This is a genomic window from Bacillus chungangensis (assembly GCF_030812995.1).
GTDB lineage: Bacteria > Bacillota > Bacilli > Bacillales > Bacillaceae_C > Bacillus_CF > Bacillus_CF chungangensis.
The window spans coordinates 18,400-34,888 of record NZ_JAUSTT010000036.1 but is presented as its reverse complement, the minus strand read 5'-3'; the positions used below and the strand labels follow the sequence as shown (position 1 = coordinate 34,888).

Genomic DNA, 16,489 nt, shown 5'->3' with positions numbered 1-16,489 from the left:
GATAACCGAGATGTAACTTTGCTTCTTTATAATGAGAACCATAACAGAAAGGAAGTGTTATGGTTGCTTACAATTAATAACTTAGTCAAATATCGCGGAACTCAAGAAATCTTATCAGGTATCAGTTTTAAAGCTAGACCAGGTAGAGTAACTGGTTTTTTAGGTCCAAATGGGGCAGGTAAAAGTTCTACACTTCGCATCCTGCTTGGATTAGATCGTGCCACCTCAGGGAGTGCACTAATTAATGGAAAGCCATTCACAGAATTACATAATCCTCTCGCAACAATAGGTGCTGCACTTGATGGATTTGGAGCTCATCGTATGCGAACAGGACGGGCACACTTGCGTTGGATTGCTCGTGCCGCAGGATTGTCTCGCTCACGTGTCGAGGAAGTTCTGGAAATAGTAGGTCTTACTAATGCAGCTGGTAAAAGCGTTGGAAATTATTCCCTTGGCATGGGGAGAAGACTCGGAATGGCAGCTGCACTACTTGGTGATCCAAAAATATTGGTTTTAGATGAACCCGTAAACGGGCTCGACCCAGAAGGAATTCGTTGGATTCGGACATTTTTACGTGAACGTGCTGAGTCTGGAAACACGGTGTTACTATCCAGTCATCTAATGGGAGAGCTTGCAGAGACTGTTGATGATGTGGTGATTATTAAGCATGGAAAAATCGTTGCAGATGGAACATTGGAAGAAGTAATAGGTAACCATTCCACGCTAGAGAAAGCCTTTTTTGCCCTGACATCTGAAAATGCAGGTGATGTTGTATGAGAGCATTCAACGCGGAACTATCTAAATTGTTCTCCCTACCGGGCATTTGGCTAGCCTTTCTTATTGGTGCGTTTGCCCCAGCGGTCTTTGCTGCCTTGGACAGTATAGCAGAAAAAGAGGAGATTATAGCTGGAGTTAGCGCACGGCTATCGGAAGTTGGCTATATTGGATTAGGTTTTGGTGTGCAAGGTGCCGTTATTCTTGGTGTGCTTGCTGTCAGCAGTGAGTATTTGACAGAGAGCAGTGAATCTGGTGGAGGACAACAGATTACAACAAGTTTAACTGTTGTTCCATCCCGACTTCATTTTTTGCTGGCAAAAGCAGGCGCTGTGACAGTGATCAGCATACTGCTTTGTATTGTTGCTATGATGACAACAGTATCAGCGACGCATCTTATTCTTGGTGAATATGCCCCTGTATTTGAATGGTCTAGACTTATCGGTGTAGTTTGTTACTGGACATTCACTGCTCTTTTAGCATTTGGGATTACTGTTCTAACTAAGAATGGCATTATTCCGCTTGCTGTGCTCATAATAAATTCATCTGTTGTATCATTTAGTATCCTGCTTTCTAAGGTTACAAAGCTGGCGTTTTACTTACCAGATAGGGCTGGTCTTGAAATGTTTATGTCTTTTAACGACAGATCTAACGCCATTCTCGACAGATTTCACACCCCGTTCACAGGCGGTTTAGTCATGTTTGCTTGGGTAGCCGTTTTATTCATTGTTGCAGCTATTATATTCCATAGGAGGGACGTTGCATCATGAGTGTCTCATCTAGTAGAAAGATAACACAAATCCTTGGTGCTGAACTAGATAAATTAGTTACATTGCCATTGATATGGTTCACTCTTATGGGTACATTCATTCTTAATTTAGTTTTAGCCGCAGCTTTTACTTCTGCTGGTCTACAAGGGGCAGCAGGAACGCAAAGTATACTGAATATAGGACTTGCTTCTATGGGCTATCTTCAAGCAGGGTTCATTATTCTTGGTATCTTAGCTACTTGTTCGGAGTATACTGGTGGACAGATTCGAACTACTTTAACTACGATACCTTGGCGTGGGTTTCAATTATCCACGAAGTATTTGTCATTGGCAATTATAACCATTCCTGTAGCGTTTATTATTGCTGCATCAGGTGTACTATATGCTTTTATTATGATGAGAGACACATCAGTAGGGTTTGAAATAGACACAATGATAAAAACATTAGTAGGTGCAACAGGCTATCTAACATTAACCACACTTCTCAGTGCAGCTATAGGTGCTTTACTAAGACGAACCACTCCTGCTTTAGTGATACTGCTTGGTTATTATTTCGTTGTCAGTCCATTGACGAGAGATTTTCTACCTAAATATTTTCCGGATACGGCAGGATATTATATGTATATGCCGCCTTCCTCTGATGAAATAAATGTCCTTACACCAATGCAAGGGACAGGTATTTTAATGTTATGGACACTAATCTTTATTACAGTAGCTATTGTATTTTACCGTAAACGAGATGCCTAAGTTTAGGTTTCATCACTTAGACAAAATAAGGAAATAAATTTGTAGAGATGGAGAAACAATCATTCCTTCATTTCATTAGATTTCTTCATGCCAATTGCAATATATTGTTATGCAACAATATTTGCTTTTAGAAATCTTGTCAAAAAAGGTTATCCACCTATATTGGATACATGTGGTTTTTTAGGACATATGGAACGAATTAGTAAAACACATATACAGATTGAACAATCTGCTTATGTGTTTTTTTGTTTGCTAAAAACTTTTTTAAAAGTTTTTTTACCAGAAATGCAACTGACAGCCCTTTCGTGTCGGGACTTAGTGCAAAGGGAGACAAAAGAGCATCGCTCACTTCCTTTCATGACAAGAAGGGGGGTGAGAACGATGAAGCCATCTTCTTTTCAAACAATGGCTAAGACCCGAAAAAAGCAACAAATGGTACTTACTATTTTCGTGCAAAGCTAGGATATGATTCTAAAGGGAAAAAGATTCAAAAATATCGTAGTGGATTAACTATTAAGAAAGAAGCAAGAGAAGAATACTCAAAGCTATTGCTTTTGAAACCAGAAGAATTTAGTGGAAAACAAGGACAAAATTATTATATCACAAATTTAAAATTGGGAAGTCTTTTTGATGGAATAGGTGTCTTCCCCCCTCTCCACTTCTCGTTATGGAATTACACCAACGTGGACAAGTGAGATAGAGAAAAGCATCTGTATCTATTACAAAACGACACTTTCCTCATATGCCTCCATCTGGGGAAGTATTACCAAAAAAGATGGCTATCATCTATTCATATTTAGTTCTCCTTGTCAGAATTTATCAAATATCGATAAACGTGAAGGTCTTACAGGGAGTCAATTGAGTTTTTCCTATCAAATGCTACGAGTTATCGATGATAAGAGTTGTGCAACAAAAAGTTCTTATCCAGTTATTGCTGTTTAGAAAAACGTTACTAAATCATTTTATATTTTCCTAATTTAACTGATTTACCTTATAGGTAAATCGCGTTATAATTTTATTGACCTAACAGATCAATTAAATAAATCCGCAAAGGTGGTTATCATGCATTTAAAGATTTTGAATCTGGAACCCAAAAGAAGAGATGTTATTTTAAATGCTGCACTAAAAGAATTTTCCATGAAGGGATTTGATGATGCCTCAACGAATGTTATCGCAAAAGAGGCAGGTATTTCAAAGGGACTCATGTTCCACTATATAAATAGTAAAAAGGATCTTTTTTTATTCCTTTATGATTATTGCACTGACATGATTAATAAAGAATATCTTGATTTAATGAATTTTAATGAAAAAGATATTTTTGAAAGGCTTCGACAATCCTATATACTCCAGATTGAGTTACTACAACAGCATCCTTGGATATTTGATTTTATTAAGATTACTGGCATGACAAATTCCGATGAAATCAATAAAAATCTAGAAGGAAAAGTGAATGAAAAGCTATCACGATGCCAAGAGGAAATGTTTGAAATTGTTGATGAAACTAAATTCAGAGAAGGATTGAACCTTGAAAGATGCAAACGGGTTATTTTTTGGGCGAATGTTGGTTTTACAAATCAGATTCTGGAAGATCTTCGGAACTTAGAATTTACTGAATTAGATTATGACAAGGTGCTTACAGATCTAGATGGTTATCTTAATGAACTTAAGGAAATATTTTATAAATGAATGTATCCGACTACCTAATTACTCGGGAAAGGAGTTACTATGTGTTCCCATAAAGTGAGAATATAACACTTTCTCTATGTTAGTAAAGAAATTGTAAAAGGCTCTTTTGAATTAGTATTCTATTGATACATGAAAAACAATAACTATAGGAGGTCTCGAATGATAATTCATACAGAGAAACAACGAGTTGATAAGTCTGGTTCTTTAGACAGTGAGTCACTGATTGGAAGTTTCTACAATGTTGGGGGACGTCGTTTGTGGCTCAATCGTTCTGGGTCTGGAAGTCCTTCAGTAGTTTTCATCCCAGCTGCTGGGATGGTCGGACTTGATTACCTAAATATCCATCATAAAATTAGTCAGTGTGCGACGTCAGTGATTTATGATCGATCAGGAACAGGCTGGAGCGATCACGTTAAGCTCCCTCGAAGTGCCCTTGAGGTCACCGATGAATTGCGGAATGTATTGCATACTGCTGGTGTTCCGGCTCCCTATCTATTCGTCGGTCACTCGTTAGGAGGAATTTACGCACATCGGTATGCACAACGATTTCCAGATGAGGTAGCTGGGATGATTTTGCTAGAACCGCCTCACGAGGACTTTCTCACCAATACACCAAAGTTTAAAAAACGTTATCTTTTTCAGCAGAGTTTTATTATCCTTCGGGCACTTTTAACTTACAAAAAGTCTTTTCGTGTTTTGTTTAATCAAATGTTTGCAACTTGGCCAGACGAAATTCGTGAATCACTAATTGAATATCATCTCAAGACATTGTCAAAAACGATGACAGAAAGAAAAAACTTAAACAGCGAACTCTATGAAGAGATACGTAAAGGAGGAAACTTGCCTGAAATCCCATTGATCGTATTTACAGCGATGGGAATCGACCCGTTCATGACTCCGATCACGAGTAAATCATTTCTGCGTGATACACTTGATCCTTTCAACAATATTAAAAATACTGTTTACACAAAATTAGCAAATTCCGTTCCGCGTGGAGAAAATCGTATCCTCAAAAGTGCTGGACATACCACGATCCATACAGATTGTCCAGATGAAGTGGTTGAAGCAATCAGGAATTTAATTGACTTAATTAATACACATGAAGAATGTACATCTGAATAGATAAATATGATGGATCATCCAGGTCTTAAACTGATCTGAATGGCGGAATAGAGGGATGGTATGGATCGGCAATCATTAATTCAAAAATTTGATAAGCAAGCAAAGAAATATAATAAACGACGAAAAAATAATCATGCTTATAAGTTTCGTCAACGAATTTTTCAAGAAGCTGAAGGAAAAGTATTAGAAGTTTCAATTGGTTCTGGACTTAATTTCCCCTACTATAACAGAAATATTGAATTGACAGGAATAGACTTTAGCCATGAAATGCTAAAAACAGCACGGAATGCTGCAAAAAATTATCCTTTTAAAACAACATTTATACAAGAAGATGTTGAAACTGTTGAGCTAAGCACAAACAGCTTTGATACTATCATATCATCTGCAAGTTTATGTGCTTATCAAGACCCTATCCATGTTCTGAATAATTTTCAAAAGTGGTGTAAGCCAGAAGGAAAAATTCTTTTGTTAGAGCATGGAATTTGTACAAACAAAACTGTGGGATGGGTGCAAAAACTCTCGAATCCTTTAGCTCTAAAGCTAGTAGGGTGCCACCAAGACAGAAATATTACTGAAATAGTAAAAAAGTCTAATTTAAAACTCATTCGGGAAGAACGTTACTTAGGAGGTTATTTATATCTGATATGGGCTAGACCATAAGTATTTCTTTAATTATAAAATACTTTTATACCATAAAAGTCTGTCTGTTTATCTGACTATTTGTTTAATTTATGGGCGTATTGATTGAGAAAAACTTAATCTAAACGTATACCAAGCTATATAGAATAAAATAAAAAGTGCAATTTGCACCTAATCAAATACTTGTTGAATTCTGTTACCGAAATATTCAAACTTAGTTAAATTCTATAAGATAAAACCGCTATTACTGTAAAGGCGTTCATTCATTTGGACGTCTTTTTTTATGGCAAGTAATTTAAGAAGTACAAATTATCAAAGTCTTGTTGTACATACTCGTTTAATTCTTTGTCTGAACCAATATGCCTAAGCAAACTTGAATCCAACAATATTCTAGGGTATATGGCTGAATTACTCTCAAGATCGTATGCTTTAAGAAGCCCTTCTCCCCATACCATAGTTTCATCAATAAATAACTCGCCTATTGAAATTCCTACACGAACAAGCCACCCAACACTGTCTTTAACCGCTGAACATTGGAAACTTGTAGAAATGCTAACTTAAAAATGGCTCTTACGCACTTTTAGTGAGGCTTATTCTAAGATATAATTGGAATATAATAACTAAAAGAAAAAGGACGTGTATTCTCATGAAGAATCTACTAAAACGGCTAGATTCCCGTCTCGAAGTAGTTTCGGTAGTAGATAAATCTGACCGTGTGGAGTTCGTCGCTTTTCTTTCTTCATCTTCTGCCTCGTGTCCCCAATGTGGCAAGCGTACCTTTAAACGTCACAGCACATATATGCGTAAAATTTCAGACCTTCCTTTGGAAGCACGTCAGGTCATTATTTATGTAAAATCTCATAAATGGTTCTGTCAAAATAATAAATGTAAAAGACGAGTGTTTACAGAACGATTGCCTTGGATAGCCCCTCATCGTAGGCGTACTCAACGGATGGAAGACGCTCTTCGGGCAGTAGTGTTCTCTACCAATGCAGTCCAGGCAGAAAAAGTATGCCGAACATTAGGCATGTCAATTAGTCATGACTCTTTATTACGTCTTGTCTACCGGACACCTCTTCCAAAGAAGGAGAGTCCCTTTCGTTGGAATTGACGATTTTGCCTTCAAAAAACGGCAGCGATACGGGGTCATTATTTGTGACGCGCTTACCTCTCAACCGATTGACCTATTACCTGATCGTACAATTGAGACACTGAAGTCATGGCTGAGAAACTATCCACCCATTCAAAGAATTTCTAGAGACCGTTTCGCTCGTTTTCGGGAAGTGATAGACCAGGTTCTTCCACCCGCGATCCAAATTCACGATCGCTTTCATCTTATCCAAAATCTATGGACATTGCATGATCGGATCATACAAAAAGTGCTTCCACTACGTCTATTAAAAGACGATAATCAATCTTCTCCACCTTCCCCGCGACCATTAACCAAACAGGAGAAACGTAGAAAACAAAACGTAGAGAAAAAATGGGAACGAGCACTTCAAGTTAAAAAATTAAAAAAAGAAGGATATTCACTCCAACGGATCGCTGCAATTATGAACATCGATCGGCGAACTGCAAAGGCAGATCTCTTGAAGGAAAATCCAGGAACTGGTGAACGACAAAAACGTCTAAAACCGATTGATGCTTGGACAGAGGCCGTTTTATCTTTAGAAATAAAAGGACATACTGTAAAAGAGATATACGATACGATAACGAAGCAAGGATACAAAGGATCTTATGGTTCAGTACGGGTGTTGGTTACGGATGTTCGAAAAAAACGGAAACAAGGACAAACGCTTAGGCCATCAGCTTATTATACGAGAAGGGAAATTCGCCGTGCTTTATGGCAATGGACATTTTCTTCAACAGAGAAAGATAGAGCGCTCGTTAATCATGTTCTTAAAAAATACCCAGCATTACGTCCCTATTTCGCTTTTATTCAGGGATTTCGAGAAGCGATTTCAAACCGTGATAAAGAGCATTTACGAGAGCTTATTTTGTACGAAAAAAGCCGTGAAGATCCCCTAGCAAAAACATTTATTAATCGATTACTCATTGATTTTCCGTCGACTCTCCATGCATGTTCTTTTGAGGATAGCAATGGATTTGTAGAGGGTCATGTAAACCGATTAAAGATGATTAAACGAATGATGTATGGACGAGCAAGTTTTGAACTCTTGCGTATACGTGTATTGTACGTTTCTAAATAGTATTTTAAAAAAGTGATTTCATTACTTACTTTAGCAACAGGTGATTATTCCCCAACATTGCGTAAGAGCCATAATTTAGTTGACATTTATAACTTGCAACGCAATCTAATAACACTTTTATATCGAGAAGCCGTTTATCCGACTGCTCCGACAATTTCTTAACGATAATAATATTATCGGAAAATATTTTGAACCTAATATCACTGTATCCTTCCATATCAATTTGCTTAAAGTATATAAGTTATGAAGCTTGTTCATCGCAAGATTTTGGCATTCGTACCCTGCCTTCATTCTTTCTGCAATCCCTAGTATATCCAAGTACGCAACAATATGTTGCGAAGTCTCCCTGTCGTACTTATCCACACTACCTCTTATCAACATCATACTATCTCCCAACATAGATTACTGTAAAACGATACAAGTCCACATATAACTTTATCTTGAATAAGACTACACAAATATTATAGCAGGTTAGCGCAAATGCACACTTTTCCAATGGATGACCACACTGCAATACACTACTCCAAATACACAAAAAAACGATTGCTTAGTAATGTCGGGCTTAAACAGTAGGTAAATACCGCTCTTAATTAAATGGCTACTCCCTAACGAGCGAAACACAGCACTCCACATGTGTGGAATAAGCTGCATAAAACAGCATATCCGCCTTATATGTACGATAATGATTTTCTGCCACACCTTGTCCTTTACTTTATCGATATTGCCACGGTGGATCAGCATAGAAGATAATGTTATATTTCATCTTCTACCACTCCAAAGTTTAGTCACAACTAAAAAAACGACATTTTGGCGGAGAAAAGCCTTCAAAGGTCGCTTACGTGTGCTAATAAATTTTTTAATGCTTGATCACACTTTCTAATAGATAATGTACAAAAACCCTGATAAACAGTGACTTCAAAATAAATAGGAAACAAAAAAAGAGATATTGCTTTTATACAATATCTCTCTCATGTCCTCGTTTCCCCTGGCGGAATCTTGGCGGAGAACCTATTCATTTTTGATTATTTTATCCATTTTACGTACCATCGAAATGCAGTCAAATCAATGTTTTCACTTCAAATGCTCTTAGTGAATTATTCCCACTCTATCGTTGCAGGCGGTTTACTCGTAATGTCGTAAACCACTCTGTTCACATGTGGAACCTCATTCACAATCCGAGTTGAAATGACTTGAAGTACTTCCCACGGAATCCTTGCCCAATCAGAAGTCATCCCATCAACTGATGTGACTGCACGAATACCGATTGTGTGATCATATGTGCGTGCATCTCCCATCACACCAACGCTTCTAATGCCAGGAAGGACAGTGAAATATTGCCAAATATCTCGGTCTAAGCCCGCTTTCTTTATCTCTTCACGTAAAATGAAATCCGATTCCCGAACAATTTCAAGCTTCTCTTTCGTGATTTCTCCAAGGACACGAATACCTAGACCAGGGCCTGGAAACGGTTGGCGCCAAACAATGTCATCAGGAAGGCCGAGCTCTTTCCCCAACTCACGCACTTCGTCTTTAAACAATGCTTTTAGTGGCTCAATTAAAGTAAATTCCATTTCTTCAGGAAGACCGCCAACATTATGGTGTGACTTAATTGTTTGCGCAGTGGCCGTGCCGCTTTCAATAATATCTGTATACAGTGTGCCTTGTGCTAAAAACTCAATTCCTTCCAGTTTTTCTGCTTCATCATCAAAAACATAAATAAATTCATTGCCGATAATTTTACGTTTTTTTTCTGGGTCTGTTACTCCTGCCAATTTAGAAAGGAACCGTTCTTGTGCATCCACCTTTATCACATTCATGTGAAAACGATCGGCAAATGTCTCCATGACACTCTCTGCCTCTCCTTTTCGCAGCAAGCCATGGTCAACAAATATACACGTCAATTGATCACCAATCGCCCTGTGGATTAACGCTGCTACAACAGATGAATCAACACCTCCGCTCAAGGCACAAATCACTTTCTTTTGGCCAACTACTTGGCGAATATGTTCTGTCTCTACTTCAATAAAGTTTTCCATCGACCAATCAGCTTTACAGCCACAAATCTTTAAGACGAAGTTTTCCAGTATTGCTTGTCCATGTACAGAATGTCCTACTTCTGGATGAAATTGAACACCGTACAATCTATTCTCTTCATTACTTATCGCAGCAATTGGACATGATGGATTGACCGCATCGATAGAGAAGCCTTTAGGTGTCTTAATGACTAAGTCGCCATGACTCATCCATACGCTCTGATTTTCGGGCAAGCCTTCAAATATAACAGGTGAGCCTTGAACTTCAATAGACGCCTTTCCATATTCACGTTGTCGTGCTGATTCTACTTCGCCGCCAAATCTTTTAGACATAAGCTGCATCCCATAGCAAATTCCCAACATCGGAATTCCGAGATCAAACAACTTCTCATCGCATTCATAAGCGCCTTCTCCGTTCACACTTTTAGGACTCCCGGATAATATAATCCCCTTTGGATTCATGGCTTTTAATTCTTCCGCAGTAATCGTATGAGGATGAAGTTCGCTGTATACGCCAATTTCCCGTATTCGTCTTGTAATCAATTGATTATACTGACTTCCGAAATCTAACACAATTACTTTTTCTTGATGATAAAATTCTGTTTTCTCAGTCAAAAAGGGTCACCTCATTTATTATAGTGTGCGATCATCAGCAATAACATGTGTTTTTAGATGATTGAAAAATAGCTAGAATTACATCAAAAAGTGAATTCTAGCTATAGAGAGCGCTCTTTCGTAGACGGTTTTTTCCTAATTTCTATTCCTATCAAAAAACGAAAGTTCGGTCGGCTGCAGGATATCAAAATCGCCATCCCCTTTATTGTATAGAGGCCAATTTTCTAATCCTACTGTACAAGCTGAACTTTTTTATGTGTATTTGGATAGGAAGCATCACTTTATTTTAAACCTGATTAAAATACTGGTCAACCTGCTGTTTTTTTCATTAATTCTTTCCATTTCGGATATTGCCCACACCAGTCAAATGTCGTTTGCTTACCGCTATAAAGATAGTGTTCGTATTCTGCTGTTAGTTCACTCATCAATGTTGTTCCAAAGTAACGATCAATCCGGTGAGCATAATCTCTTAATGTTTGCCCCTCCTCGCGAGACAGACCAATTCGGTCAAGCTGCTTAAGCAGTACAATATATGCCTTTATAAAGGTGCTTGGGTCATGCTTCTTTCGATAGGTATAGATTAGTAAAGGAGGTATCCATTTACTCCTAATCCGATAGATCCAGAATCCTATTATCAAAATGACGAATAACAAAGCAACGATTTTCCACCAGTTAGCTGTCATTTTTTCCTTCGCTTGTTTCCAAACACTTGGAGAAGCAGCTGCCGTCTGTTTGTCTTCTCCCAACATCTCTTTTTTTCTTTCCTTAGGCATTTGCTCTTGCTGTTTCTGTTCCTCAAGCTCTGTAATTAATTCCTCTTTCTGATTGATAAAATCATAATCAAATGAGGCGTTGTTGTCAAAGCCCTTCGTCGGTTCAAACGGAACCCATCCAACATTCGGGAAAAACACCTCAACCCAAGAATGTGCATTATTATTCGTAATTTTATAAACCCTTTCTGCCCCTGACATATTGATACGTGTCCCTGCCGTATACCCTTTTGCCCAGCGAGCAGGTATGCCGATTGTTCGTAATAAAACAACCATAGAAGTAGAGAAATTATCACAATAGCCTTGCTGCGTTTCAAATAGAAATTGGTCTACGTAATCCTCATTCTCTTTAGGCATTGCTACATTTTGCTGATCATATACGAAGTTACTTGTTTTAAAATATTTTTCAACTGCCTTTACTTTGTCAAACCAATTATCTTTATCTTTTGTTATTTCCTCTGCTAGCTGATAAACACGATCAGGAAGCTCATTTGGCAAATCGATATGCTGCAAGTAAAACGCTGATTGCTTGAACGCTTCTTCTATATCTTTAACCTCAGACATCTTTGTTACACTAAAAATTGGCTTGCGATATTGAATTGTATAAGCTTCTAGTGCTACTTTGCTGCCGTCTTGGTGAGATATTGGCGTGATTTTCTCTAAGAAATCATCGAGCGAAAAGAACACATCCTCATTTGTACTAATTTTTTCAATTCCATATGGATATACAATATGGGGATATCTTTCTTGAAAAACAAGCGACGCCTCATTTACTATTTCATTCTTTTCTGTATGGATGTTTAATGGAACGACATCATCTTGCATAAAATCATGCGCTTGCTTTGAATTATTTGAAAGCCATCCTTTTCCCGTATAGATATTTTTCGTCTCAATGCGCCAATACTGCTTCACTGGCACGATTGCTTCAAAAACAATTCGATTATCCTGTTCAAAGGGGCCTCCTAATTTGCTGTCGTCCTCTCCATAGCCAACTTTTTTTATTTGCTGCTTGCTGCTGCTTTCCGAAGCAGATTGAATCATTGGAGCAGGGTCAGGCCAAATAGGACCAGCTTTTGGCAGCACATAGGCAAAGAAAGCCGCCCCTGCAATCATTAAGAGAAGTGGTTTCAACCATTGGTATAATAACGATTTATCTTCATAAAGATGTTCTTTTTCCGATAATCTTATAAAGTAAAGGATGCCGAGCAAACTGAAGCCAACGATTACTGTACGAATGATGGCAAACTTTCCATTATACAAAGTAAACGTATCAAGCACCGTGATATATAAAATGGTCATCACATAAAAAATAAAGATTTGTTTTTTTACCGTTATCCAATATTGGATTAGGTAAATGATCAACCATAATAAAATAAAAAATAAAAGACTGCGAAAGATATCTGATAACCTGTACCACTCAAAATTAACAATCTTTAATAGGTTTATCCATACTTCTTGAAAAAACAACTCCAGCCACTGCATCCTAAATAAAGGCATATTAAAATATAAGTGATGCAACACTAAAAGGATAAATATTCCTTTCGTGATTGTGCCAAACACCCAAGAAGCATCAAAATAATAGAGGAAAAAACAAATGGCTGCAAACAGAATAAAGAAATGAACATTCCCTGTATCGGTAATTTCATTAACTGGATGAAGCCATTCCCATAAGAGTAAGAAGCCAAGTACATAAAGCAAAAGCTTGTACAGATCCCTGTCTTTCTTTTGGATGATCATGTTGTTTCCACCTCCATAAACCTAGGCTGGAAATCCTCCTCCTGTAAGACGAATACATTGATGCCGTGTTGAGCAGCTGTTCCTTTGGCGATTCTTTCTTCTTGTGAAAGCGTCATGCCATTCGATTTCAATAAATAGATCATCGTTCCCCCGCTTTTTTTCATATGATAAATCGCTTTAATGAAACTGCGGGACAAACTAGATGTTACAATCATCGATGTATCTAATGGCTGTGGCAGCTTCCACTCCTTCTCAAGTAGTTGATCCAATGTCATTTCCCCATCTGGTTTAACCTTTGCTAGATGGTGCAATATGTTTGTAAGCTGCTGTTCCCCGCCCCGAGCTGGAAAATAGCCTGCTTGTTTTCCACTTGTAAATAATCCTGCTTCACTACCTTTTTTTAAAAAAGCATGCAAAAGCGAAGCTGAAAATGTGACCATCCATTCAAAATGTACAGAATGAGAACAATCTAATAAGAGAAAAACTTCATGAGATCTAGTTTCTTCAAATTCCTTTGTCATCATCTCATTCGTACGCGCTGTTGCCTTCCAATCAATCCACGAGAACCTATCTCCATACTGATATTGTCTCGTACCTGTCACGATAGTCGTGTCCTTTTCAAAATGAAGCTGATTGACTGCCGCTCCTTTATCATATCGGCTTTCTTTCATAGGATAATGAAGGTCAAGTAAAGCGGGAAATACAAGAATTTTTTTCGGCAAATGCATTGTTCTCTCTTTCTTCATTAGTCCAATTGGATCTCCAATCGTGATATGGAGTTTATTAAATTGATGCTCACCCCGGGGCAATGACGGAATCTTATAATCAAAATGAAGCTTTTTTTTAAAACCAGGAAAATGCATTTGTTTTATTTTCCATAATGGTGTCGTTTTTAACATGTCTGTCGGCATTTGATCCATTGTCATCATAAAAAACAGCGGCAAAGGGAAACGCCTTTCCAGGTTAATGGATACTGTTAAGGTTTCACCAGCGTGGTATTCACTTTTTTCGAATATCCGTTCCCCATCTAAAGTATGAAGAGGATAAATAAAAATGAGCAAAGAATACAATCCAAAAGGTAAAAAACTATAAAACAAAAACCAGCTTACAAAGCCTCCTTGAAACATCGCATAAGAGAATGTAAGCCCTAATAATAAGCTTATCAACACTAGCCTTGTTAACATTTTCGCTCTTTTAAGCCCTTTCCCCATTTCATTCTGCCGCCTTTTTCACTGGCACATGTGTTGAGGAAACGATTTTTTCCACAATGTCTTCTGGCGTAACGGCTTCATATTTCGCTTCTGGTTTTAAAATAAGCCGGTGAGAAAAAACAAAAGGAGCAAGGTACTGTACGTCATCTGGAAGCACATAATCACGTCCATATAAAAAAGCATACGCTTGCACTGCTTTCATTAATGCGATGGAGCCGCGAGGGCTTACTCCTAAGTAAACTTTTGGGTGCTGCCTTGTTTTATTTGCAAGCTCGACTATGTAATGCTTCAAGCTTTCTTCTACAAAGACATCTCTTACTTGTTTTTGCAACTTTTGCATTTCTTCTAATGTTAAAACCGGCAAAAGCTCATCAATTGGCGTTTTCTTTTGTATTCTCGTTAGAACTTCGACCTCTTCATATGGATCTGGATATCCCATTTTCATTTTTAGCAGAAATCGGTCTAATTGTGCTTCTGGCAAAGGATACGTGCCCTCATATTCAATTGGATTTTGTGTAGCCATAACAAAAAATGGGCTCTCCAGCTTTCTAGTCTTCCCATCAATTGTGACACTTGCTTCTTCCATTCCTTCTAGTAGTGCTGATTGCGTTTTTGGCGACGTACGATTAATTTCATCAGCTAAAATAATATTTCCCATAATCGGACCTGGTCGAAATTGAAATTCCATTTCTTTTGGATTATATACTGAAACGCCAATGACATCAGAAGGCAATAAATCAGGTGTAAATTGAATCCTTTTAAAATCAGCATTTAAAGACTTCGCTAAAGCACGAACCATCATAGTCTTACCGACCCCCGGAACGTCCTCTAAAAGAACATGTCCACCAGCAAGCAAAGCGACAAGACTAAGTTCTGCCACCTCTCTTTTTCCAATCATTACCTTCTCAATGTTACAAATTACCTTCCGCAACTCGGGCTGCATTTCTTCCAACATCTAACTCTCTCCCTACACACTTTTATCCGCCTGTGAATCTCTATACGAATCTTATTTTTGCTTCTATCTCTAGAGAGGACGAAAAAAATTTCTACCTCACTATTAGCAAAGCTTCTTCATGATACAAACATGTTGTATCATGAAGTGTCATAAAGAAAATCTAATAAAACTGTCGCTCCTCACCAATATTTATTTTAAAGAAGCGATAAAATCTATTAATAGTAGAATGAAGAAGTGCTTTTTTTACCGTAAGTGTACATCATCGAAAAGATGATAAAGTGGAAATTCAAACGACTGGATCATCTCATTAAGGTTCGACTATTTTCAAGTACGTAACTTGCGATGGAAATGCTATTTAATCATTTCCAAAAATCGTCAAAAATTGTAATTGGCAAATGGCGTTTATGCATTGACTTTTTATATAGCGATTCAATTGTTTGCTTCGCTTTTTCAGTCACTGCTTTTCCTTCTAAATAATCATCGATTTCTTTATAGGAAACACCAAGTGCTTCCTCATCTGAAAACAGCGGTCGATTGTCCTCTAAATCAGCTGTGGGAACTTTTTCATATAAATGTTTTGGACAGCCCAGTGTTTGCAGAAGTAATTTGCCTTGACGCTTGTTCAAGCGATATAAAGGAACAAGATCAGAGCCTCCATCCCCATATTTCGTAAAAAAGCCTGTCAATGCCTCCGCTGCATGATCAGTGCCGAGCACTGCACAGTTTTTCATTGCTGCAATGCTATATTGTACCTTCATCCGTTCTCTCGCTTTTTCATTTCCTTTCGCAAAGTCAGATAATGCGACGCCCGCAGTCAGCAAAGTTAATACACTAGCATCAACAGCATTTTTAATATTGATCGTAAGTATTTCGTCAGGCTGAATGAAATGAATTGCATCCTCTACATCTTCTGCATCTTTTTGTATTCCATAAGGAAGTAAGACGGCGATAAATGTATAACGGTCCTCCTTCATCTCCATTCTTAATTCCTCAATTGCCATTTGCGCAAGCTTCCCTGCTAATGTTGAATCTTGTCCACCTGAGATTCCTAAGACAAACCCATTTAAAAATGAGTGTTTTTGCAAATATGCTTTTAAAAAATCAATGCTTTTCCTGATTTCTTTTTGAGGATCAATATCTTCTTGTACCTTTAACTCCGCGATGATTTTTTTCTGGAGGTCATCCATTATTTACACTCCTTCATTACTGTCTTTGACAAAC

15 protein-coding genes and 1 pseudogene are annotated in these 16,489 nt (G+C 37.8%); 10 read left to right on the top strand and 6 right to left on the bottom strand.

Annotated elements, in window-relative coordinates; all coding sequences use genetic code 11:
- The 10 genes and pseudogenes from J2S08_RS20440 to J2S08_RS20405 all read left to right on the top strand — a co-directional run.
- Positions 1-777: ABC transporter ATP-binding protein (locus tag J2S08_RS20440; protein ID WP_307232868.1), on the top strand; the 777-nt coding region annotated here is incomplete at its 5' end.
- Entirely contained in the window at positions 774-1,544 is a 771-nt protein-coding gene (locus tag J2S08_RS20435) for an ABC transporter permease (RefSeq protein ID WP_307232866.1), read from the top strand. The genes J2S08_RS20440 and J2S08_RS20435, both read left to right, overlap by 4 nt.
- On the top strand, positions 1,541-2,290 hold the full coding sequence (locus J2S08_RS20430; protein WP_307232864.1) for an ABC transporter permease: 750 nt from the start codon (positions 1,541-1,543) through the stop codon (positions 2,288-2,290). Before J2S08_RS20435 ends, J2S08_RS20430 begins: the two co-directional genes overlap by 4 nt.
- A gap of 413 nt (positions 2,291-2,703) precedes the next feature.
- Positions 2,704-2,884 (top strand): annotated as a pseudogene (locus J2S08_RS22695) (Arm DNA-binding domain-containing protein); the annotation flags it as partial.
- Between the two features lie 45 nt (positions 2,885-2,929).
- Complete coding sequence (locus tag J2S08_RS22690) at positions 2,930-3,232, top strand: DNA cytosine methyltransferase (RefSeq protein WP_370875731.1); 303 nt, start codon at positions 2,930-2,932, stop codon at positions 3,230-3,232.
- Between the two features lie 120 nt (positions 3,233-3,352).
- A complete protein-coding gene (locus J2S08_RS20420; RefSeq protein WP_307232862.1) occupies positions 3,353-3,976 on the top strand; it encodes a TetR/AcrR family transcriptional regulator in 624 nt (207 codons plus the stop codon).
- 159 nt (positions 3,977-4,135) lie between these two features.
- Positions 4,136-5,098: an alpha/beta fold hydrolase gene (locus tag J2S08_RS20415; RefSeq protein WP_307232860.1), complete on the top strand. Its 963-nt coding sequence runs from the start codon at positions 4,136-4,138 to the stop codon at positions 5,096-5,098.
- Positions 5,099-5,158: 60 nt separating this feature from the next.
- Entirely contained in the window at positions 5,159-5,758 is a 600-nt protein-coding gene (locus J2S08_RS20410) for a class I SAM-dependent methyltransferase (protein ID WP_307232858.1), read from the top strand.
- A 625-nt stretch (positions 5,759-6,383) separates the two neighbouring features.
- Entirely contained in the window at positions 6,384-6,848 is a 465-nt protein-coding gene (locus tag J2S08_RS22685; RefSeq protein WP_370875730.1) for a transposase family protein, read from the top strand.
- Complete coding sequence (locus J2S08_RS20405) at positions 6,778-7,947, top strand: ISL3 family transposase (RefSeq protein WP_307232856.1); 1,170 nt, start codon at positions 6,778-6,780, stop codon at positions 7,945-7,947. The genes J2S08_RS22685 and J2S08_RS20405 overlap by 71 nt, the downstream gene beginning before the upstream one ends.
- Before the next feature lie 117 nt (positions 7,948-8,064).
- On the opposite strand, the gene J2S08_RS20400 is transcribed toward J2S08_RS20405, so the two are convergent.
- From J2S08_RS20400 to nadE, 6 genes are all read right to left on the bottom strand, one after another.
- Positions 8,065-8,328 (bottom strand): hypothetical protein, encoded by a 264-nt coding sequence (locus tag J2S08_RS20400; RefSeq protein ID WP_307232854.1) that lies wholly within the window; start codon positions 8,326-8,328, stop codon positions 8,065-8,067.
- 713 nt (positions 8,329-9,041) lie between these two features.
- Positions 9,042-10,595: a glutamine-hydrolyzing GMP synthase gene (guaA, locus tag J2S08_RS20395; RefSeq protein ID WP_307232852.1), complete on the bottom strand. Its 1,554-nt coding sequence runs from the start codon at positions 10,593-10,595 to the stop codon at positions 9,042-9,044.
- 308 nt (positions 10,596-10,903) lie between these two features.
- Positions 10,904-13,102, bottom strand: a complete 2,199-nt coding sequence (locus J2S08_RS20390) for a DUF4129 domain-containing transglutaminase family protein (RefSeq protein WP_307232850.1) — start codon at positions 13,100-13,102, stop codon at positions 10,904-10,906.
- On the bottom strand, positions 13,099-14,313 hold the full coding sequence (locus tag J2S08_RS20385; RefSeq protein WP_307232848.1) for a DUF58 domain-containing protein: 1,215 nt from the start codon (positions 14,311-14,313) through the stop codon (positions 13,099-13,101). Before J2S08_RS20385 ends, J2S08_RS20390 begins: the two co-directional genes overlap by 4 nt.
- A 1-nt stretch (position 14,314) precedes the next feature.
- Positions 14,315-15,268, bottom strand: coding sequence for an AAA family ATPase (locus J2S08_RS20380; RefSeq protein WP_307232846.1), 954 nt, complete (start codon positions 15,266-15,268; stop codon positions 14,315-14,317).
- Between the two features lie 359 nt (positions 15,269-15,627).
- On the bottom strand, positions 15,628-16,455 hold the full coding sequence (gene nadE, locus J2S08_RS20375) for an ammonia-dependent NAD(+) synthetase (protein WP_307232844.1): 828 nt from the start codon (positions 16,453-16,455) through the stop codon (positions 15,628-15,630).
- Positions 16,456-16,489 lie beyond the last annotated feature (34 nt).